General features: G+C 36.8%; 19 protein-coding genes. 13 read left to right on the top strand and 6 right to left on the bottom strand.

What is annotated here, in order from left to right; translation table 11 throughout:
* Positions 1 to 270: 270 nt before the first annotated feature.
* From BWI92_RS19125 to BWI92_RS19080, 11 genes are all read left to right on the top strand, one after another.
* Positions 271 to 954: a response regulator transcription factor gene (locus BWI92_RS19125; protein ID WP_095165729.1), complete on the top strand. Its 684-nt coding sequence runs from the start codon at positions 271 to 273 to the stop codon at positions 952 to 954.
* Positions 951 to 1,454 carry a hypothetical protein gene (locus BWI92_RS28325; RefSeq protein WP_229363338.1) on the top strand — a complete coding sequence of 168 codons (504 nt, stop codon included), beginning with the start codon at positions 951 to 953 and terminating at the stop codon, positions 1,452 to 1,454. Before BWI92_RS19125 ends, BWI92_RS28325 begins: the two co-directional genes overlap by 4 nt.
* Positions 1,451 to 2,320, top strand: a complete 870-nt coding sequence (locus tag BWI92_RS28320; protein ID WP_229363336.1) for a HAMP domain-containing sensor histidine kinase — start codon at positions 1,451 to 1,453, stop codon at positions 2,318 to 2,320. The genes BWI92_RS28325 and BWI92_RS28320 overlap by 4 nt, the downstream gene beginning before the upstream one ends.
* A gap of 152 nt (positions 2,321 to 2,472) precedes the next feature.
* The gene (locus BWI92_RS19115; RefSeq protein WP_229363334.1) at positions 2,473 to 3,723 is read left to right on the top strand and encodes a TolC family protein; all 1,251 of its coding nucleotides are present in this window, start codon (positions 2,473 to 2,475) and stop codon (positions 3,721 to 3,723) included.
* A complete protein-coding gene (locus tag BWI92_RS19110) occupies positions 3,723 to 4,796 on the top strand; it encodes an efflux RND transporter periplasmic adaptor subunit (protein ID WP_095165727.1) in 1,074 nt (357 codons plus the stop codon). The genes BWI92_RS19115 and BWI92_RS19110 overlap by 1 nt, the downstream gene beginning before the upstream one ends.
* A 91-nt stretch (positions 4,797 to 4,887) precedes the next feature.
* Positions 4,888 to 5,736, top strand: coding sequence for a magnesium transporter (locus tag BWI92_RS19105; RefSeq protein WP_095165725.1), 849 nt, complete (start codon positions 4,888 to 4,890; stop codon positions 5,734 to 5,736).
* Between the two features lie 2 nt (positions 5,737 to 5,738).
* Complete coding sequence (locus BWI92_RS19100) at positions 5,739 to 6,257, top strand: magnesium transporter (RefSeq protein ID WP_095165723.1); 519 nt, start codon at positions 5,739 to 5,741, stop codon at positions 6,255 to 6,257.
* Between the two features lie 138 nt (positions 6,258 to 6,395).
* A complete protein-coding gene (locus tag BWI92_RS19095; protein WP_095165721.1) occupies positions 6,396 to 9,515 on the top strand; it encodes an efflux RND transporter permease subunit in 3,120 nt (1,039 codons plus the stop codon).
* Between the two features lie 240 nt (positions 9,516 to 9,755).
* Positions 9,756 to 12,212: a TonB-dependent receptor gene (locus BWI92_RS19090; protein WP_095165719.1), complete on the top strand. Its 2,457-nt coding sequence runs from the start codon at positions 9,756 to 9,758 to the stop codon at positions 12,210 to 12,212.
* A gap of 289 nt (positions 12,213 to 12,501) precedes the next feature.
* Complete coding sequence (locus tag BWI92_RS19085; protein WP_095165717.1) at positions 12,502 to 13,086, top strand: DUF4468 domain-containing protein; 585 nt, start codon at positions 12,502 to 12,504, stop codon at positions 13,084 to 13,086.
* Between the two features lie 42 nt (positions 13,087 to 13,128).
* Entirely contained in the window at positions 13,129 to 13,719 is a 591-nt protein-coding gene (locus tag BWI92_RS19080; protein ID WP_095165715.1) for a DUF4468 domain-containing protein, read from the top strand.
* Between the two features lie 197 nt (positions 13,720 to 13,916).
* Here BWI92_RS19080 and BWI92_RS19075 read toward each other — a convergent pair whose 3' ends face one another.
* Entirely contained in the window at positions 13,917 to 14,489 is a 573-nt protein-coding gene (locus BWI92_RS19075) for a hypothetical protein (protein WP_095165713.1), read from the bottom strand.
* Between the two features lie 147 nt (positions 14,490 to 14,636).
* Between BWI92_RS19075 and BWI92_RS19070 the strand changes: the two genes are divergently transcribed.
* Positions 14,637 to 15,473, top strand: coding sequence for a DUF6250 domain-containing protein (locus BWI92_RS19070; protein ID WP_095165710.1), 837 nt, complete (start codon positions 14,637 to 14,639; stop codon positions 15,471 to 15,473).
* A 93-nt stretch (positions 15,474 to 15,566) separates the two neighbouring features.
* On the opposite strand, the gene BWI92_RS19065 is transcribed toward BWI92_RS19070, so the two are convergent.
* From BWI92_RS19065 to BWI92_RS19040, 5 genes are all read right to left on the bottom strand, one after another.
* Positions 15,567 to 17,210, bottom strand: coding sequence for a GH39 family glycosyl hydrolase (locus tag BWI92_RS19065; protein WP_229363331.1), 1,644 nt, complete (start codon positions 17,208 to 17,210; stop codon positions 15,567 to 15,569).
* Between the two features lie 158 nt (positions 17,211 to 17,368).
* Positions 17,369 to 17,923, bottom strand: coding sequence for a helix-turn-helix domain-containing protein (locus tag BWI92_RS19060; protein WP_095165706.1), 555 nt, complete (start codon positions 17,921 to 17,923; stop codon positions 17,369 to 17,371).
* 216 nt (positions 17,924 to 18,139) lie between these two features.
* Positions 18,140 to 19,084, bottom strand: a complete 945-nt coding sequence (locus BWI92_RS19055; protein WP_095165704.1) for a hypothetical protein — start codon at positions 19,082 to 19,084, stop codon at positions 18,140 to 18,142.
* A gap of 550 nt (positions 19,085 to 19,634) precedes the next feature.
* Positions 19,635 to 20,336: a hypothetical protein gene (locus BWI92_RS19050; protein ID WP_095165701.1), complete on the bottom strand. Its 702-nt coding sequence runs from the start codon at positions 20,334 to 20,336 to the stop codon at positions 19,635 to 19,637.
* A gap of 798 nt (positions 20,337 to 21,134) precedes the next feature.
* Positions 21,135 to 21,566, bottom strand: a complete 432-nt coding sequence (locus tag BWI92_RS19040) for a hypothetical protein (protein ID WP_095165696.1) — start codon at positions 21,564 to 21,566, stop codon at positions 21,135 to 21,137.
* Positions 21,567 to 21,985: 419 nt separating this feature from the next.
* On the opposite strand from BWI92_RS19040, the gene BWI92_RS19035 reads away from it, so the two are divergent.
* Entirely contained in the window at positions 21,986 to 22,309 is a 324-nt protein-coding gene (locus BWI92_RS19035; RefSeq protein ID WP_095165694.1) for a hypothetical protein, read from the top strand.
* Positions 22,310 to 22,332 lie beyond the last annotated feature (23 nt).

The raw sequence follows: 22,332 nt of genomic DNA, 5'->3' as shown, positions 1-22,332 counted from the left end.
TGATTGTCAATATTTTATACTCAAAGTTGGCTAAATCTTAATTTTAGGCACAAGGCAAGGAGTGTTAAAATATTTTAATGACCACAGACATGCATTTTCCCAAAGCCTACTGCCGAAAGCCGTTACCTGAAAGCTTTAAGCACAATCTTATAAACTATTAACTTATAACTTAGCGTAAAAATCGCTTGTTTATCTAAAAAGTTAATCAACTCAACGGGTATTCAAGCGTTTCTCCTTACTTTCGTAGTCAAATAAAAGGTATTAAACATGATGGATATTCTAGTAATTGAAGACGATTTAAGAGTTTCGGAGCTAATCAAGCGAGGTTTGGAGGAGCAAGGTTTTTCGGCTACAGTGGCTTACGACGGTGTTATGGGGAAAAAATTAGCCCTTCAGCACCCTTATGAGTTGATTATTACGGATATTATTTTGCCCAAAATGGATGGTCTCGAATTGTGTAAGCATTTACGAGAGGCAAACCTCGAAATTCCTATTATCATGCTCACAGCTTTGGGCACAACCGACGACAAACTCGAAGGTTTTGATGCGGGCGCTGATGATTATTTAGTAAAGCCTTTCGAAATAAGAGAGCTTATGGCACGTATTCGTGTGCTTCTCAAACGCCAAAGTAAAACATCACAGACTTTCAGCAATCTTCTCAAATACGATGACCTAGAACTGAATCTTCAGAACAAAACGGTGAAAAGGGGAGAAATAGACATAAACCTAACGCCGAAAGAATTTAAGTTGCTAGAATATTTGCTACAAAATCCAGAAAGAGTGCTTTCCAGAACCGAAATTGCGGAGAAAGTTTGGGATACCCATTTTGACACTGGAACAAATTTTATCGATGTTTATTTTAATTATCTCAGGAAAAAAATTGATAAAGGTTTTGAGAAAAAATTGATTCATACTAAATCAGGAATGGGCTTTATCCTTAAATCAGACTTATGAAAATTCGGACTAAAATTAGCCTTTTGTTTATCTTTTTGTCAGTCATTATTTTGTTCGCTTTTGCGAGCTTGATATACCTTTCTGCCAAAAGAGATAGAGAAGTCCAGTTTTTTACCAGACTCAAAAAGGAAGCTGTCACCAAAGCAAATCTCTTTTTTGATGCCCAAGTAAGTGCTAAAACCCTCCAACGGATTTATAAAAATAACCGCCAAACGATTAGTGAGGTTGAGGTAGCGATATATGATTCTACCTTTCATTTGGTCTATCACGATGCCTCAGAACTTGATTTTGTGAAGGAAACCAAGGAAATGATGCATACGGTTTTTAGCAATGGACAAGTGCGTTTACAAAAAATAATTGGGATATTATCGGCATCAAATATAATTACGAGGGGAATAAATACTTGGTTACTGCCGCAGCCTATGACCAATTCGGATATAGCAAATTACAGACGCTTTTTGAAAGCACGATCGCTTTTTTTGTACTTTCTATCATCATGATTTACATCATCGCTTATTTCTTTGCGCTTCATGTGCTTGATCCTATCAGAGAAATGACCGATAAAGCCAAACAAATTTCGGGTACAAATCTGGATCTTCGTTTGGTGACTACGCCAGATAAGGATGAACTGACAGAGTTGGCAGAAACTTTCAATCAGATGCTGAATCGTTTGGAAAATTCTTTTGACGCACAAAAAAGCTTCGTCTCTAATATCTCTCACGAGCTACGTACTCCTTTAGCAGCCATCGTCGCCGAATTGGAATTAACGAGCGACAAGGAACGCACAAATACCGAGTATAAATTGGCTATTCATAATGCCCTCAACGATGCTAGAAAAATGGTGCGTTTGTCTAATAGCCTCCTCGATTTTGCCAAAGCCAGCTATGATCCTTCCGAAATATCGTTTCGTCTTGTTAGAATCGATGAGCTGATATTGGATGCTTGTTTATTGATTCAAAAATCAAACCCAGACTATAAAATTGATATTCATTTTGAGGAGGATTTTGAAGATGATGAGCAAATTTCGGTCAATGCCAATGAATATCTTCTCAAGACAGCTTTTGTGAATTTGATGGAAAATGGTTGTAAGTTTTCCCCCGAAAAACAAATGTTGGTAGCTATCTTTTTTGACAAAAATGGTATTTTGGTTTCTTTTGAAGATCATGGAATAGGGATTTCTGAAAAAGATCAAGAAAGACTTTTTACTCCCTTTTTTAGAGGAGAAAACAAAAGCCATGCCGATGGAAATGGCATAGGTTTATCACTCACCAAACGCATTGTAGAACTGCACGGAGGAACCATTCAGGTAAAGTCCATAAAAACTCAGGGAACAACATTTCTTGTTCATCTACCATATAGCCATTGATTTCATCTACACCTTTTGATGGTATACCTTTTAAATCTTCTATTTTATCGTACTTTTCTAATAATTTTCTAATTTTTTTCTATTGGTGCTCTAACAGTCTTTCTTGTAGGTAAAATATAGTTTTGTGTCGCTATATGATGACCCTCAATGCAATGATGAAGAGAATAAAAATAGTCCTTTTACTATCGTTGGTAGTTGGCAAAGGTTACGCGCAAAATGTGATTAGCCTAACACAAGCCCTCAAAACTGCTACCGAACAAAACCCCTACATGAAAGTGGGAGCTTTAGGGGTTGATGTATCTAAAGCCGATATTGTCTCGGCCAAATTACGTCCCAATCCCATCCTAAATAATCAGTCTTTACAGGCATTGACGCCTTCACAACTGACGAACAACCCAAAGTTGCTCACAGGTGAAAGTATGCAAACTTGGTGGCAGTTGACCAAAGAGTTTCAGTTGAGCGGGCAACGTAAAAATCGCATCGACTATGCTAATCAAAATGTGAAATTGGCTGAAAAAGAATATGCCGAGTTTCAACGAGGACTTTATACAGATGTGGCTTTTAAATGGGTGGAGGCTTGGAATACCAGAAAACAAATCGATTTATTAAAAACGGCTGTCAATAATATAGATACTTTGGTAACGATTAATAGCTATCGTTTCAAAAAACAAATTATTACTGAAACTGAGCTGTATCGTACTCAATTGATTGCCAAGCAGTATAAAATTCAAATATCTGAACTGAATCAGGAGTTAAGACAGCAACTGAACGAATTGCAATTGATGATTGGTGCCAAAGAAAATGTGTCTATTTCGATTAGTGCTGACCTTGGAGTGGATAGCTTTCTGAAAGTGGATTCCTTGTTGGCAGATGCATATGCTAGCAGAACCGACTTACAATATTACCAGACAAGAAAAGGTGCGATGGAGTCGAATATCAAATTGCAACAATCCTTGGCTTTTCCTCGAACAGAGGCAGGGTTTATTTATAACCCACAAAATACATTGCCCTATTTCGGGATTTATGCTACGGTAGAATTGCCGTTTTTTGATAGAAATCAAGGCGAAATCAAGAAGGCAAAAGTGCAAAGAGAACAAGCGCTTACACAAATTGAAGCGGTCCAAAATACAATACGAACAGAAGTACAAAATGCCAGTTTGCAACGTGAGACGAATCAAAATAACTTAAAAAGTTATGCCTTGATTACTGAACAAGCAGATCAAATCTTGAAAAATGTTCGCTATTCTTATTCGATTGGAGGTACCACCATTATCGACTTTTTGGAAGCGCAAAGAAGTTGGCTTGAAACGCAGCAACAGTATACCAATCTTTTGCATAAATATCACCAAAGCCAAATTCAGCTATTAAGTGTTACAGGTTTAATCAACAAATTGGCACAGTAATGAAAAGAATCTTATTTATCATAGTATCGCTCGTTTCGCTTTCACTTTGGAGCTGCAAAAAGGAAACCAAAAATACCAACAACAATATTCAGTCGCCATCGGTATCGAAAGATGGTGTGACCATTTCGATTCCAGATAAGCAAAGTGCTACTTTTTTTAAAACAGAAACAGTAGCAAGTTCGCTTATCTCGGCAGACTTAACAGCGCCTGCGCAAGTAGTGGCAACCGTAGTGGCAGATAAAGTGGTGTTATTTAGCAATCCTGATTTAACATCAGATTATACCGAACTCTTGAATCACCAGTCTGCTATTGCTCAACGCAAAGCAGTGGTATTACAAAAGCAATCGGTTATTGCTCAGAAAGACGCTATTATCAAACAAAAGCAAATTGAAATTGAGCGTTTTGAAGACTTGAAAGCGCATGGTTCGGCAACAGGTAAGGATGTTTCGGATGCTCGTACCGATAAGTTGTTGGCAGAAAGTGAAAAGTCAATCGCACAATCAGAAAAAGCCAGTGCCGAAGCGGATTTGATTGCTGAACGCAGTTTGATTATTGAGCATAGTACCAATCTGAAAGTGGCAGGTTTTGACCCAGAAACACTGATAGATTCGCCAGTAGGAAATGGTTGGATTATCGCAGATGTTTCTGAAAACCAGATTCTTAAAATCCATAAAGGCGCTAAATGCCAGATTAGATTTACGGCTTATCCTGAAGGAAATCATGTAGGTATCGTCAATGGTATTGCGGATGTAATGGATAATACCAGTCACATGACGAAAGTGCGAATCTTGATTAATAACAAACAAGCTAAATTCCGCTCAGGAATGTTTGCCTTGGTTTCGTTTGGGATTAGCGAGGGCAATTTTATCAGTGTCGACAAAAATGCGTTGATTACGGTTCAAGGTAAAAACTTTGTTTTTGTGAAAAAAGACAACAAAAGCTTCGAACGTAGAGAGGTGCATACAGGTCAACAAATTGGCGATCGTGTAATCATTTTTAGTGGTTTGCAAAACAATGAGCAAGTAGTAAATACAGGTGCCATTCAGTTAAAGGGATTGTCATTTGGATATTAGAGGTGGCTCTTAGCTTGAATGTTTAAGTTAAAAGCTTGTAGAACGGGGTTTTATAAAAGGTATAATTTGATTTTTCTCCTCAGTACCACGTATGACTTTTAGAGAAAAAATCTTGAAAAATGACTTTTCAGACTTATTGTTTAAGAGAGGTCATAAAAATTATGTGCACCCATCAAAAGTAGCGCAGTTGTTTGAAACTCTACCTTTTGAAAATGCACTGAAGGCATATTTAGCATTTGATGAGGAAAGTCAAGTCAATGTTTTTGCGTATCTCGATACTGTCTTACAACAAGATCTGTTAGAAAACTTTTCGAGCAATAAAGCAAGTCATCTTCTTAGCAAACTCAACTCGGATGATAGAATGATGTTTTTGTCATCGTTGAAAGATTGGGAACAAACTCGCTATATCAATTTGCTCAATCAAAGTCAAAAGGAACTAACGCATAATTTGTTAGGCTATCCCAAAGACAGCGTTGCGCGTATTATGAATACCAACGCGGTAACTATTCAGCAAAATAAAAGTGTATCAGAAGCCATCGATTATATCCGCCAGAATTATACGGATAATGAAACAGCCGATGTGATTTTTGTGGTAGATGAAAAGAATAAACTGATAGATGACGTACCAATCCGTCGGTTGGTATTCAATGAGCCAGACCAACGGATAGGTGAACTTTTAGACCATTTTTGTCCAAGTTTGACTATTCATGAAAACCAAGAAAGTGCAGTAAGTATGTTTAAGGAGTACGACAGAGTAACATTGCCAGTCGTAAACGAACAAAATGTACTGATGGGAGTGGTTACGATTGATGATATTTTGGACGTAGCCGAACGCGAAAATACCAAGGATATTCAGAAAATAGGTGGTTTGGAAGAGTTGGATTATCCTTATGTGCGCACACCTTTTTGGGATTTGATTAAAAAAGAGCTGGCTGGTTAATTGTGTTGTTTTTGGGCGAAATGCTTACCGCTTCTGCAATGGGGCATTTCGAAGCAGAGATTGCCAAAGCTGTGGTTTTAGCGCTTTTTGTTCCGCTCATTATTTCGAGTGGAGGCAATAGTGGCTCTCAAGCAGCCACTTTGATTATTAGAGCGATGGCCTTAAAAGAAATCAGCTTGAAAGATTGGTGGTACGTGGCTCGCCGCGAACTACTTTCTGGTTTGACCCTTGGCTTAGTGCTTGGCGCTATCGGTTTTATTCGAATCGTATTGTGGCAAAATATGGGCATTTTTGATTACGGTCAGCATTGGATTTTGGTAGGATGGACTATCTTTCTCTCTCTGATTGGTATTGTGCTTTGGGGAACATTGACAGGCTCATTGATTCCTATGTTCTTGAAAAAACTTAAACTTGACCCAGCCACTTCATCGGCACCATTTGTCGCAACACTGGTTGATGTCACAGGTTTAGTCATATATTTCTCAATCGCTTCCATCATTCTAAAAGGTGCAATACTATGATGTTTGCGTTAGGGGATAAGCTTTAAGCAATAAGCAAATGAGATGCCATAAACATTTTGCCTAGTGCTTGAAGCCTACAGCCCTAATTATTAGTTATTGAATTCAATTGAATAAACTTCCGAAATTCTATATTCCAAGATGGTAAAAAAGTTAATCATATTTTCATTAAATAACCGCTGGGTGGTAACGGGCATTGGTATTTTGGTGATGCTTGTCGGCTATTGGTGTTTTACTCAACTCAAAATCGAAGCATATCCAGATATTGCTGATACCAACGTAATTATTGTCGCAAAATACGAAGGACGAGCAACCGAAGAAGTTGAGCAACAAGTAACCGTACCAATAGAGCGTGCTTTACAAAACACGCCCAATGTATTGGATCGTCGTAGTCGTACGATTTTTGGTTTGTCGGTAGTACAATTGACCTTCCAAGATGGAACGGATGATTACTTTGCTCGTCAACAGGTAATGGAGCGTTTAGCTACAGTTGGATTACCTGATGGTGTTCAACCAGAACTAGCACCACTTTCAACGGCAGTAGGAGAAATTTTTAGATATGTGGTTGAAGCGCCTGCCACCTATTCGCCCACACAATTGAGAGATTTACAAGATTGGGTCATTAAGCCTTATTTGTTACAAACTAAAGGTGTTGCTGACGTAGTAACGTTTGGTGGACCTCTCAAGCAGTTTCATATTTTGACCAACCCTGATAACCTTCGTAAGTACAAACTCTGTATTTCTGATATTGAGGAGGCGGTTTCAAAAAATAATCAAAACTCAGGAGGTAATATCCTCGAGCGTGGGGGGCAAGGTTTTGCTGTACGTGGACTTGGTACTATCAAGACCGAAAAGGACATTGAAAATATTGTTTTGAAGTCTGAAAATGGGGTGCCTATTTATATCAGAGATGTGGCTTCGGTAGAGATAGCGCCGCCACCGCCAAGTGGTATTTTGGGTTACAATATTCCTGCTGAAAAAGTAGCTGTTAATAGTGGGGTAGAAGGTATTATTTTGTTGCGTCGCTACGAAAACCCTAGTGAGTCTTTGAAGGATTTACGAGAAAAATTGACAGAATTACAAGAAAAAGAATTACCCGCAGGTGTCAAAATTCGTCCTTTGTATGACCGTAGTTTCTTGATTGATAGCTCATTGCATACAGTAGGTAAAACACTCTTTGAAGGAATCAGTATTGTAATTGTTATTTTGATTTTCTTCCTTGGCAATTTTAGAAGTGCCTTAGTGGTAGCCGTTACAATTCCATTTTCTTTACTGTTTGCCTTTATAATTATGCGATTGACTGGTATTCCTGCCAATTTATTATCATTAGGAGCAATCGACTTTGGGATTATTGTGGATGGGGCTGTAGTGATGGTCGAGCACCTGATTAGGAACTACCAAAAGGCGACACACGAAGAGAAGAAAAAAGGTATTGTCGCTTTGACTATCCAGTCGGCGAATGAGGTTTCAAAGGAGATATTTTTCTCGGTAAGTATCATCATTTTTGCCTATATGCCGATTTTGATGATGACCCGTGTGGAAGGGAAACTGTTTAGCCCAATGGCGTTGACGCTGTCGTTTGCCGTAATTGGTTCAATGGTGTTTGCTTTGACAGTGATTCCTGTGTTGACTTCCTTTATTTTCCAGAAAGTCATTAATGAAAATCATGAAATCAAAGAACATCACAATTTTGTATTGGCCTTTTTTGATAAAGTATATGCAAAACTCCTTCATGGTATTGGACGTTTTTATAAGCAAACTGTGATTGCTGGCTTTATAGTTGTTATTGCCTTGATTGGTTTGGGTGGTTTTCTAGGCTCTGAGTTTTTGCCAGAATTGGATGAGGGTTCGATTTTCCTAAGAGGCAATTTCCCTGCTGGAATTACCATTCAAGAGAATGCTAAATATGCGCCAACGATTCGTTCGATTATTGCTAAATATCCACAAATCTCCTTTGTGATTACACAAACGGGGCGCAATGACGATGGTACGGATCCATTCCCTGCCAACCGTAACGAGATTTTAGTAGGTTTAAAAGATTACAAACTTTGGACGGATATGGTTTCTAAAAAAGAATTGGTTCAGTTGGTGACAGCCGATTTGGAAAGAGCTTTGCCAAGTGTAAAATTCACTTCTGGTCAGCCAATCATTGACCAAGTAATGGAAATCGTGACAGGTTCTGCAGCCGATTTAGCAGTATCTGTTGTTGGTGATGATTTATCGTTGATGCGAGGAAAGTCAGAGCAAATTGCTGAAATTGTCAAAAACATGAAAGGTAGCAAAGGGGTGAATATTGAGCAAGAAGGCTCACAAGAGCAACTCGCCATCAATATCAATCGAGAACAAACAGCCCGATATGGCATCAATGTATCTGATGTCCAAAATATGATAGAGGCAGCAATTGGTGGAAAATACGTTTCTGTACTTTATGATGGAACCAAGCGCTACGATATTTTGGTACGTTACCTTCCTCAATACCGCAACAATATCGACGAAATCAAGAAGTTGTTGGTGAGTTCATCGTCGGGGGCTTTGATTCCTATGAGTGAGTTGGCCGATATTCGTTTTGTAGCAGGTCAGACCAATATTTACCGATATAACAACAAACGAATGATTACTGTTAGAACCAACATTCGTGGACGTGACCAAGGTGGTTTTGTAAAAGAATTAAAAGATAAAATTGAAAAAGGAGTAAACGTACCAAAAGGATATGAGGTGATATATGGTGGTCAGTACGAAAACCTTGAGCGTGCAGGTAAACAATTAGCCTTTACGATTCCATTGACGATTGTGTTGGTATTTGGATTGTTGTTTATGTTGTATCACAATTTACAGGATACTTTATTGACCATGTCATGTATTTTGTTTGCTTTAGCAGGAGGGATTTCAGCTTTGTTATTGCGTGGTTATTACTTTAATGTATCGGGTGGTGTGGGTTTTGTATCAATTTTTGGTATCTCAGTAATGGCAGGAGTCATATTAGTCTCTGCGCTCAACCGAGCCATACACGCCCTAGAGGTAAGTCAAGACACGATTAATAACGTTGCTAAAGAGCAATTGAGAGCCATACTTTCCATCCTTGTTTTAGCCATCTTGGGTCTAATTCCTGCGGCAGTATCCACGGGAATTGGCTCAGATGTACAACGACCATTGGCAACAGTAATTATTGGTGGACTCATCAGTACGCTTATTTTTACCCCAATTTTAATTCCTCCGTTGTTTTATTGGGTAAAACAAAAAAAGGCTGGTTCATCTAACTAATTAGGAATGTGATTTCTCAATAAAGCCATTGAAAACTTAAAATAAATCTCTTTCAACTATATTTTAATTTCCATTTAAAACCTCAGATGGCGTTTTCTATCGTCATTTGAGGTTTTTTTGTCTACATCTTAGATTTAATTGAATCATAGCAATATTATTTAGAATAATTCTAAATAATATTGCTATTCGTTTTTATTTTGGTCAAATTTGAGCTGTTATTTATAATTAGACTTAATAAAAATGAAAAATCACTACTCTTTACTACTCATTTTTCTATTGCTTTCACAGCATGCATTCTCTCAAAAAATAGCGGGATTTGTTCATAACTCACAAAACGAACCTATTGCGGGAGCGTCTGTTTCTATTCTCAAAACCACTAAAGGGGTATCAACTGACCCAGAAGGAAGGTTTCAAATAGAGGGAGTCTCAACGGGACGTTATACCCTCAAATTCACTTTCGTGGGTTTTGAACCACTGTTTAAGGATGTTGCTATAGAAAATCAAAATCCCAACTTAGATATTGAACTCACAGAAACTTCGGCACAATTACAAACGATAGAAGTGGTAGGTCGCAAGGAAACAGAATATAAAAACTCGGTTTCCTTTGTCGGTACCAAAACTGCAACGGCCTTGAAGGATGTTCCGCAAAGTATCAGCTATGTCACGAAGGAACTGATTCTAGATCAGGCGGCTTTTCGTTTAAATGATGTTGTAAAAAACATGAGTGGAGTCACCCAATTTTCATTCTACAATGACCTAACAGTACGCGGACATAGAATTCAAGGCGGTCAAAACTCTTCGATTTTGGTCAATGGTCAAAGAGCCTTTACGAGTTTTTGGAAACAACAACTAATACCTCATATAGAAAGGGTAGAGGTAATCAAAGGGCCTGCCTCGGCCTTGTTTGGAAACGCCTCTGCTGGCGGAACGATTAATAGAGTTACCAAAAAGCCATTGGATGAAAAAGCTCAATCTATCTCTACGACCTTTGGGAGTTTTAATACCTTAAGAGCCCTAGCAGATTTTACAGGGCCCTTGACACAAGATAAAACGGTGCTATATCGAATTAATTTAGGCTATGAAAATTCAGGTTCTTTTAGGAATATGCAGTATGACAAAAACCTGATTATTGCGCCAAGTTTATCTTTTTTGCCAAGTAAAAATACCCGAATCAATGCTGATTTAGTCATTCAAACCTCTGAGGGAAGACTTGACAGAGGACAATCAGCCTTAGGCAACGGCGATTTATATTCAACTTCGATTAAGACTTCATTGAATAGTGTAAATGATTATCTGAAAGAAGAAACTTACAATTTTACCCTTGGTTTTTCTCAAAAGATTACCCATAAATTAGTGTTCAATGCTTCATATATGCATAGCAATTACAATGAAGATTTGCTTGAACACCGTTCTGCCAATACCTATGCAAAAGACGGTAAGGGTACTGTTATTCCCTCTCAAGTTGAAATGCAGGTATTTATTCGTAAAAGAACGTATAACGCTGATAACTTTACTGGATACTTTAATTATGACCTAGAAACAGGACGATTAAAACATAAACTTTTACTGGGATACGATTATGCCCAACAAGAACTAATGCCAGGTGGTTCACAACTACAAGCTAGGGGCTACAGAAATGCTGCCAATACTGCTGCCATTAATACCTATAACCCTGCTCAATCTACTAGGTATTTATTGGATGCTAGTGGTAATCCTGTACCGAATGTCCCTCATTTTGACTTGACTGCGAGTAATCCTTATGTTTTCAGAGATATGTCAAAGTATTTCTATACGGTTGTAAACTACGATCCTGAGTTTTTAAGAACACAAGGCGTTTATTTACAAGATCAAATTCAATTGGGAAAGTTTCAAGCATTACTAGGGCTACGTCAGGATTATTTTACTGATGTGGTTGGTTATAATACCACTAGTGCCAAAGAAGTAACTCAGCAAGCATTTTTACCAAGATTAGGATTAGTATATAGCGCCAATCAACATATTAATTTGTACGGGACTTATGTGAATGGTTATCAGCCACAAACTGCTTCGGTAATTAGTAATCCGCTGGCTGGTGGTCCGTTTGATCCATTGATTAGCCGTCTTTATGAAGTTGGGGCAAAATCCGAGTGGCTTGATAAGCGATTAGTTGTTTCAACGGCTATTTATCATCTATTGGTTAAAGGGCAATTATATAACGCTGGAGAGGCAGGTAATCCAGATAAAATGATTCAAATGGGGGAGGAAATTTCGAAGGGTGTCGAACTCGATGTGGTAGGATACATTGCTCCTTATTGGACAATTACGGCAAATTATGCCTTTAATGATGCGAAAATTACAAGCAGTACAACTGAATCAGATATTGGTCGACAAAAGCCAAATGCACCACGACATCAAGGAAACTTGTGGACAAAATATACCATTCATAAAGGAAGTTTATCTGGCTTGGGCTTGGGTCTGGGGACTAATTATGTGGCAGACCGCTATGGGTCTATTTTTGACGCTGGATCTCAACCACAGGTTTTTCCAGCCTATCAATTATGGAATGCTGGAATTTATTATAATCTAAAAAAAGTGAGACTTCAGTTGAATTTGAACAACCTCACAAACAAGACCCACTGGGTAGGAGGGTATGATTATTTAAGGGCGTTTCCGGGCGCACCAAGAAACTTTTTGATGACTGTAACCTATAATTTATAAATTGGGGATAGGTTAATCATAATTAATTTTAGCTTGAGTGATCAGATTAAAATTTGTATTCTTACGGTAGAGACTCAATGATTGCGTCTTAAAGAAAATCTAGTATCATAGAATCAAAAAGCGGTCGGACAATATTTTCTGACCGCTTTTTTGATGAAAACTTGAAGGCTATTACCTATTCTAAAATTCAGGATGATTCATGTTTTTGTTAAAAATTTGTTAAAGGCTAAAATAAAACTTGTATTAAACGTTCTATATTTAATATTTACACAAACCTAAATACATACCTATGAAACGTACCTATTTTCTACAAATCCTCTTCATTTTGACTTCTTTCATTGCATTCAAAGCACAAAGTCAAGAACTTGATTATGCTAAGTCTCGTGATTATTGGATGGTTGATGAAAATCAGAATCCTGTAATTTCAAAAGTGTTTAATTTACCACCCAATGCAACCAAATCAGATGTTTACGAAGTCGTTATGGATTTGGTATCCAAAAATTATGCTGCTTCAAACTTTAAAATCTTGTATGCTGATAGTACCAAAGGAAAATTTATTGTTAATGCAAACTATCAATTAATTTTCTCAACGATGAGCGTTTGGCACACCATCGCCGTTGAATCCAGAAGTGATAAGGTGAAGGTGTCTTTTACCTTGACTTCATTTGAGAAACCCTACTATTTTAGACCTGACTACTTTTCAAAAACAGAGTTTCTTCCAATAGCAACGGAGTACCCAATCAATCAAGATAAATTTAAAAAGAGGTCGCAAGAACAGGCTTTTCTTGCCGCAGTTCTGAAATCGTTGGATTTGTTAGGAAATTTTGAACGAACACTTACAAGAGTCGTGAACGAAAAGAGTAAGGCTTGGTAAAAGTTTATCGATATTCTATCCTTTAATTATATCCCCAAACCTATGAAAAACGTAATTCTGGTTTCCGCACTTCTTATCTGCTCCAAATTTGCAGTATTGAGTCAAAATGTCGATGAGAAGCTCGTCAGTATTCAAGGAAAATGGGTGCTCGACGATAGAAAAAATGTCACTATTCAACGAATAATAGAAGCTCAGTCTCTTAGCAAGGAAGAAATCTATAATCGTGCACTCAATTTCTTTGCCTACCATTATATCGACGGAAATATCAAAATAGTCAACAATGACAAATCGCAAGGACTGGTCGTTGCTAGAGGAGTATTTGATAATCTAAATAATAGTTGTAGAGGTTGGCATGTTATCAAAATTGAGGTAAAAGATGGGAAAGCGAAGATTTTAGTGACCCTGACCGAATATCAATATCCCAAAAATATCTCAACAGATGGTGTCTTTAATACTTGGGCTCATTCCAGAGTAAGTGAAGAAGTTCCTATCAATCCAAAGGGCGGCAAATACGTCTATTGGGGTAATGCATTTTACAGTTTCTTCACAAAGGCCACTAGCCTAGTTGATAATTTTGAGATAGCTGTGAAGGAAGGAAATACCTCCAAAGAGATCGAAAGTAGTGATTGGTAAATTTGCGATAAACTAGTTATCAAACATGGGGTGTCCTATATTGAGTGATTGCGTGAATGAGTGATTTTGTTCAAATTTGTATTCTAGCAGTAGAGACGCAATGATTGCGTCTAGCGCGGAGTAAAACATAGCATAGGAGAATTAAGAAAGCGTTCGAAAATTGTTTTCGTGCGCTTTTTTGATGAATAAAGAAAGTTTCACATTTCTTTCGAAAATAAAGGCATAACAATGGTCTCTTTTGATGAAAGGAAAGATGTTTTGAAAGACGCTATAGCATCACTAGAAGCATGCTCAATGACTGCTCCGCCAGCGTAATACCATTTGATGGTGGTTTCAAAAAGTAATTGTTTCCGACCAAATAGTTTTTGCCAGTTTAGATTTTTGTTGAATTGCAAATACTCAAAGCTTTGATTTAGCAGTGTTTCAAATGATTTTTTGTATTCTTCGGGGCAGTTTTCGCTATAAATGATTTGTTCGATATTAGCAGTAGAATCTAACCTGACTACGGTCACCCAAGAGGTCTCGAGACTACGATAATTGTTTTTGTTCATCAAATCATATAAGGTTCTTCCAACCCATTGCTCCGACGACTCAAAGTTTTCCATCACAGCATGTAATTGAAATACGAACTGACCTTTCTCCGAATCAGGATAGGCTAATTGTGCTTTTTGATGCCATTTTTCTAAGGAAGTTTGAGCAGTCGAACCTTGAGCACATCCCCAAAATGAAGGCAGAATTAGTATGAAGAAAAGTTTAAAAGAGTAGGACATTGACAGCGTTTTTAAAGATTATCCTTTTCAAAGGCAAATCTAGATTTTTTACTTTTAGAGATAATCAATTTAACAAAGTGCTTTCTATCACAGGACGGAATCTTCACAAAAGTATCCTACATTTGTTTGATCATAACCATCTCTATCATGAATACCTTTATCGGAACATTCATATTTCTTGGCTTATCATTTTGTTCAATAGCTCATACAAAATGGAATTTTACATCTACCAACCCTCACAATCTGAAGGATAGTTACGTTGTTCGAGCTAATAGCGTTTTAACGAATTACTATCAAAAATCTAAATTCGAACCCAAGCCTCCAAAGCTTCAAACTGGAAAAAAATATAAGAAACAACAACCAAGTTTAAAGCAAAAACTAGTTTTTCAAGATGATTTTTCCAGAAAAGAATTAGGCGAAAATTGGATTACCGAATGGGAGAAAGCCAAAGGTTCTTCGTACGGTATAAAAGACGAAAAGTTATGGGTAGATACCCAAGGCGGTATATCGGTTTGGCTGAATCAGAAACTCCCACAAAATGTGCGTATAGAATGTACGAGAGGTATAGTTGTAGAAGGCAAACCCAACGACAGACTTTCAGATTTGAATTTCTTCTGGAGCTGCCAAGACCCGAAGTTCGAGCGTAAATCTGATGGTAATTTTGCCGCTTATGATTCATTGGCTTTGTATTATGTCGGCATAGGTGGAAATTATAATTCCACTACTAGACTACGAAAATACGATGGGAGAGGCGAGCGAGTTTTGTGGCAGGAAAAAAATGATAAAGCACATTTGTTGACGGAAAACACCGTTTATAAAATTGTCTTGGAGGTAAGGAAAGGACAGGTATCGGTTTGGGTAAATGGAGAACTGTATTTTACCCAAAAAGACCCAAATCCGCTCGGAGGAGGCTATTTTGCGATTCGCTCGACCAAATCCCGCCAATGGATAGATGATATAAAAATCTATGAGTTATTGGACTGAGTTTACCCATGTAGTTTGTAAAAGGATACAGATTTAAGGCTTGGAATCCTTAGAAATAGCTAGTGCTGGTTTCCAATCCAGCACTAGCTATGTTTACCATTTAAAATGTAAAAACGATACTCCTTGTCTCGGTAGTTTCATTTTGATTTGAGCCTCTCCATTTTTAGGTGTTATCCATTCTGGAGAAGTAAGTAATTGCAATTGTCCAGCTTTTTCGAGTTTCGCAATTTGTTCTGCGGTGGGTTGTTTAGGCGAACCCATCGTTTTCCAAACTTCGTAAGCGTTGCTATTTTCTTTGTCAATACGATAATGTAATAATGCTACTTTTCCAGCAGGCAAGCCTTTTACTGAAATCTCCACTGCTGCATCTGGAGCGGGAATATTATCGTCATGATAATTCCAGACCATTACTCCCGCAGAGTTTGTGCCTTTTGAAGCTAAAGCATTAATATCAGCAGCCTCTCTTACACTTTGAGCTCTAACTTTTTTGAAATCATAAGCCAAATTCTGGGTTACTTCCACACGATTTCCTTCCATCATGCCAAACATACGGAATACATTTAGCACAGGTTTATCGACGCCATTGGTAGCCAAATCTCTGAAACCTCGAAACCATGCTTGGTCTTCAAATTCGAATGACCATGAAACAGCTCCTAACAAATTCACACCTCTAGCCTCTGCCAATTCGTATTTTCTAGCGAAAGATGCCGCCGTATAACTTGAGTACATGGTTCCGTTACGATAGGCATTTTGTGGATGTAAATCTTCTGAACAAGCTGCACAGCCTTCGGGGTCAGATTCTCCTATGATAATGGGTAATTTCTTTAGCGTTGGATAGGAGGCCACAATCTCAAAACCTTTGTCAATATCACGGAGTTGTGTTCCCATGTTCATTTGGACATGTCCGTTCACAAGCTTTGGCGCACCTTTAGCATGATAGGTAATAAAATCAATCGGTGAACCTGTTTTGCCTGTAACATAGTTTTTGCCTTTAGTAACATGATCCAAAAAAGTCCTCAAAAAAGTAGCTGACTTATCCCAATCTGGTCCAGTTACTTCTGGTCCACCGATTTTGGCTGTCGGTAATGCACGCTTTACAGCATCTGCCGAGTAATCATACAATTTGATATACTCTTCGGTTGTACCTTTCCAGTAACCAATGTTCGGTTCGTTCCAAAGCTCCCAATACCAGCTCTCTACCTCTTTTTGACCATATTTCGCCACCGAGTGTTTTACCCATTGATAAACCAATTCAGCCCATTTGTTATAATCTTTGGGTGGATACGCCCATCCCGTATAAATATCGTTGTAATTATCTCCTGGTTTCCAATAATGACGATAGGGCGTAGGGTGGCTCGAGAGTGCTTCTGGCATAAAACCAATTTGAGCGATAGGTTTCATCCCACGTTCGATGAAAGTATCAAAAATTTTATCAACGATAGTCCAGTCGTAAATAGGGTTTCCATTGGCATCTTCCGTATAAGCGTTGGTTGAACCCCACTTCAAAGCAGCCGTCCCGTCACCAGTTACCAATAAGCTGTGTACTCTTACATAAACGGGAACTTTACTCAATTGTGAGATTTCCGACAGCAATTTCTTGCCGTCTTTCATATAAGTATAATTAGGTTCGTCGTAACCAAACCAAGCCCATATTGGCTTCATAGGAGCTTTTGTCTTGGACAAATCAACCTGAATAGTGACAGGATTCTGTTCCTGAGCAAATAATGGCGCAGCCATCGCCATCAATTGGACGGCTAACGACAGTAATAGAGATGTTTTTTCAAGTGCATTTTATTGATTTAGAAATGTGAGTATTTTAAGGATAGGGTTGTGCAGAATTTTGGAAAATATGGCTTTTGAGATTTATAGAAGGCTTTAAAATAGTAGAACTTAGTCTATACAAAAATATCTAAATAGTGTACTTCATCAGATATAGGCATAATGCCATGCTTTTGTAAGCAGTTGAAATACAGGCTGTCACCCGTTTTTAAGTGATAGTCTATTTCGCCGACAGTCATCTTCATTTCTCCACTAATGATATAAATGAATTCCTCACCTTCATGTTGCAAAAGGTGTGGTTTTACTTCTCCTTTTCGAGCGACAAACAACATCGGTTGCATTTTTTTCTGATGATATTCTTGTCCGAAAGGATAAAAGAAATATCCCTTTTCGGTCTGTCTGAGGTTATCTTCCGCTTTTTGTTTGGTCGTCAGAATGGCATTTAAAAAGGCTTCTGTTTCCAATAAACTGGAAATAGTAGTACCCAAAGTATGAGCAATTTTAATCAGCGCCGCCACCGAAGGAACCGTTTTATTATTCTCAATTTTCGAAATCATACTTTTCGATAATTCACTGCCATCCGCTACTTCTTGTAAAGTCCTTTTTTGATTTGTCCTTAATATCCGAATGCGGTCACCTATATTCATTGTATTTGATTCCTCCGATGCCATAAATTTCAACTTTGTTTACTAAATGGTTTATATTGTTTATTTACATTCAACTTAGTTGAATATAAAGGTATATGGTGGACTATGAATAATGCAAATTATTCTGGTGTTATTTTAGTTTTTTCTTTTCACTCGGATTGAAATAGAAAGCAGCGAAACTTTTTTTCTTGGTTATTTTGGCAGTCTAGAGGGCATAAAAAAACCTGCGTTGTTGGCAGGTTATATAACAATTTTATCAGTGATACTTTGGGTACATAACAGGCTATCATTTAATAATTTTAAAGACAATCTTTTAGGGAAACCATTGTAATGTCTTTCGATTTTTAAAACTTTCTGCCATAGGCCATCAAACATAACATTCAGATTTTCATCATCCGTATTAAAACTATTATCTTCTTGTAATTTGCCTAATTTTAACTCTAGCTCATTTGCACTAATTTCATTAATTATAGACTTTTCGAGTTGACTAGAAAGATTTGCTTTTAAAGAGAAGTTGATAAATTCTGATTTGAATTCGAAGCGAAGCTCCCTCATTTTATTTCTATATTCCTCATAATTTGAAGACAAATTTATTACATAGTTTTCAAGTTTTTCCAAGTTATCAGATAACTCCAAATAATTAGCAGAGGCGGTAACATCTATAGATCTAAGTAATATAAAGTATATTTCTACATCCATCCGTTTAAGGAGCCTAATTGATTGTAAATTAGGTTCAAAGTTGTTAATAGATGTATATTTTGTATCTATCCCTTTCTCGATATACTCTTCAAAGATAGCTTCTTGAAAGTCCTTACAGATATTTAAGAGTTCAAATTCTAGGTTAATTAAATTATGCCTCAAATAAATCAATTTTCGATGCTCATCGTTTACCTTCTCTCTTTTGTCTTTATAGAATAACCAAATTTGCACAAATATTGCAACAACAGCTCCGATAGATGCAATAGCAGAGAGAAACGAGTTTAACGCACCATACATATCACCAAATGTTCCAACATTCAAACTAACATCTTGCTTGGTTTTTGCATCTGAAAAATTTTGAAATCGCTCGACTATGAAATTTGGGTATCCATAAAAAACATAGTAGATTATCTTTTCAAAAAGGTACCAGCTTAGTACTGGAGCAAACATCCAAATGAGAATAGAATATTTTTGTTGTTTTTTCATTTTTCAAAATTGTAATTGTGTATTTAAGTCTTCATCAATGTTCTCCAAATCCATATTTTGATAAATATTTAATACAGTAAACTAAAATCCATCTGATAAGGATGATTGTTGTACATCTGTTTTCTGACCTTGACTACATCTCTAGCAAAAAGTAGTGTGGAAGCAGCCGCTAGGATTTGCATATTGCAAAACTCGGCTAGGTCGCCAGTGCCAGTCTAGGTGTCGTTAAAGTGGAAGTAAAACGGTTATCCCTCAGAATTTTCTTGTTATATTACGCATTTAATCCCAAAATTCAATAATCTTCCTGCTATCTCTGTTCAGGGTAGAAAAATAGCTTTGAACCTATACTCAATCCTAAGGCTTAGGAATCAAACTCTCTCTGATATACGCCCATAGGTTTGGCGGCACAAGCTGTCATTAGGGTGGCGTTGAAAATCTCTAATTGATTTAGTTTGTCTACTTTACTTCAGTGAAATGATTGTCATCAATGCCTAATCCCTTGAATTGGTAAGTGCTGACTAGGAAGCTAGCACTAGCAGAGGCAGTCTAGTTATTTATAAATTTCAGGACATTGAAAACTCATTAGTTCAGGAAGTACTCTATCATATATTTTCACGGACACTGAATCCAATTGCCCTGCTTCTATACAATTTTTTAGCCATTTTATGTAGTCCTCGTATCTGGAATCCTTACTATACTTCATCAATAATATTCTTCGTCCCAGAGTTTCTAGGCTGAAAATAGTACTAAAACCATTGTAAATTTCTATTTGATCATAATCCCCAACATATCCAATACCATCTTGATATGGGACGTCCATCTCATCGTATTTTCGATTTATTGATTGAACATCAGAGTAGGAGTGAAAAAAAGGAAGAAATTCATTTTCAAAATACTCCTTAAATGTAACTGCAAAGGAGTTAACCTGAATAATTTGGAAGATATCTTTATTGACCTTTTTAATTGGACCAACTAACGTCTTTTGTCCTTGATATCGACTTTTTTGTAACGATTCACTCAAAAAAGGATAATATATTTCTACACATGCTTTTTCCAAGCTTTTAACTTTAACAGAAGTAAATATGTTGTCGACGTGAACCGTACCCCAATTCTCAAACGTTAGTTGGATCAACCAAATCATATCTTTACTAGTTTTCTGTATAGTTCCATCTTGCTTTATTTTGAAGCCAAAACCTGATAAATAAACACCCAAATGCTTATCCATTTCCTTTAAAAAATCTTTCTTTGTCATATATTTTGATAGTTCTTTCTCTTTTTTGAAACTGTTTTAATCGATATAGTAATCTTCAAGTATCAGTTCCGTATTTTAAAAGTGATGTTGCATTAGGTTTAAGCATTGTAATCCTTTGAATTGGTTAGTACTGACTAGGAAGCTAGTACTTATGAGAGATAAATTCTATTGATTAAAATATTTGTTTAATTAAAAATACCTGAAAATTTTATTTATATTAGCTTAACACCTTTGTGCATCTAATCCTTCAATGATGAAAACTACTAAAATTATTCTACTTACCATCTTTATTCTAGGAATCGTATCCTGTGAAGAGAAAATCCAAATTTCAACAAGTTTAAAAATTAGAGTAGTTGATTCTTCAGGAAAACCAATAAATAACTTTAGTTTTTATTTTGCTGGGGATAAGAGTAAAAATTTTCTCAGTAGAGTACTAGTTTTCGAAAGTTTCTTACGAACTGATAAAGATGGTACATGTGCATACTCATCATATTTACCTCAAGAAACAGAAGATATAAGTCTTCAAATTATTGGCGATTCATTATACATACCCGGATCAGTACTAGAGATTAGCATCGACTCCATAAATTATGTGCGAAGTAATATTAGTCCGTATATAATTAAAAACAATCTCAAAATTGGAGCTGAAAATAAATTCTTTTTCAGAGTTAGCAGATAAATTATGGCATTTATTACCACTCTTGGTAGAGCGTTTCACCTCAATAATTGGTATAGTCCTAATTCTTTCTTTCTGATTTTTTAGTGCTTTTCATACGATTATTCCATTTCTCTAGTAGGTTAATGATACAACGAATCTGAATGCAAAACTTTAGATTTAGTATTTCGAAAAATATCCTCAATTACCTTTGTGTCAGCTTTGTAAATTGCTAATATTTTTTCTAAACCTAAGCTTAAATACTCCAAGTATGTCAATGTCATAATTGTTTGACTTTCATTTTTAGTAACTGCATCAAAAGGAATGTAAATTACATATTCTAAATATCGCTCTTTTTGACTCTGGTAGGATTTCTTGATAGCTAAATCTTTTACTTCTTTACCCGTATTAACAATTACAAAAAGAGAATACTCCTCTTTCCCAAACAAAGAAATCTCCCCAGACTTTAATTTCAAGTCTATTTCTCGTATGAGCTCTTGATGAATTTCTAAGGGAATATCAAACGAATAACCTACTTGGTGAAATATAGAATCAATTCTAAAATTATTTTGCATAAACTTTCTTGTTATTGATGGGTAAATCATTTAGCAATACAGTATCGGTTTGCTTATCGTATAATACATATAAATCAGAAGCAATGGCTAGGAAGCTAGCACTAGCAAAGGATTGGAATCCTTTGAAATAGTGAGTACTGGCTAGGAAGCCAGCACTAGCGAAGGATTTGATATTTTTTAGTTGAATAAATAAATGATATTACTATTTCGACATTAAGTCTCCATAGAGGGTAATGCTTTTGATTTTTCAATTTCCAAATATGAAATAATTGAACCACAAAATTGTCTTTTCCCTCTAAATTATTTAATATTTCCTTCTAAATTTGCACGACTATCCCACAGAACCCAACAGTTCTGTCATTTTTTTTGTCTTTGTTTGTGTCAGATTGACACATTTGTCCCAAAGTATTAAAAAACTTATGAAAAAAACTCTCATCACTGCGCTGACTTTACTGGCGACCGTAACCTTTGCGCAACATAAATTGGTAGGTGTTGATAACGCCGCTTCGATGCAAAATGTAGGAGCAACCATGCAGTTCATGGTTTTCACAGAAGATCCTGCGGGGCCTGTTGTTCCTGAAAAATCAGCGATTTCGATTGATTTGAAAGCGCTTGGGTTTACTGGAAAATGCCAAATCGTTGATTTATGGTCTGGAAAAAAAGTGGGTGTGTTTACTGGTACTTTTGCTCCTGAAATCAACCGTCATGGCGCTAGGATGTATAAAATTAGTCCAATCAAATAGTCTTGTTTTAACCTTAAACTGAA

The sequence above is a fragment of the Flectobacillus sp. BAB-3569 genome (assembly GCF_002270355.1).
GTDB lineage: Bacteria > Bacteroidota > Bacteroidia > Cytophagales > Spirosomataceae > Flectobacillus > Flectobacillus roseus.
This window is presented reverse-complemented; position numbering and strand designations above follow the sequence as displayed.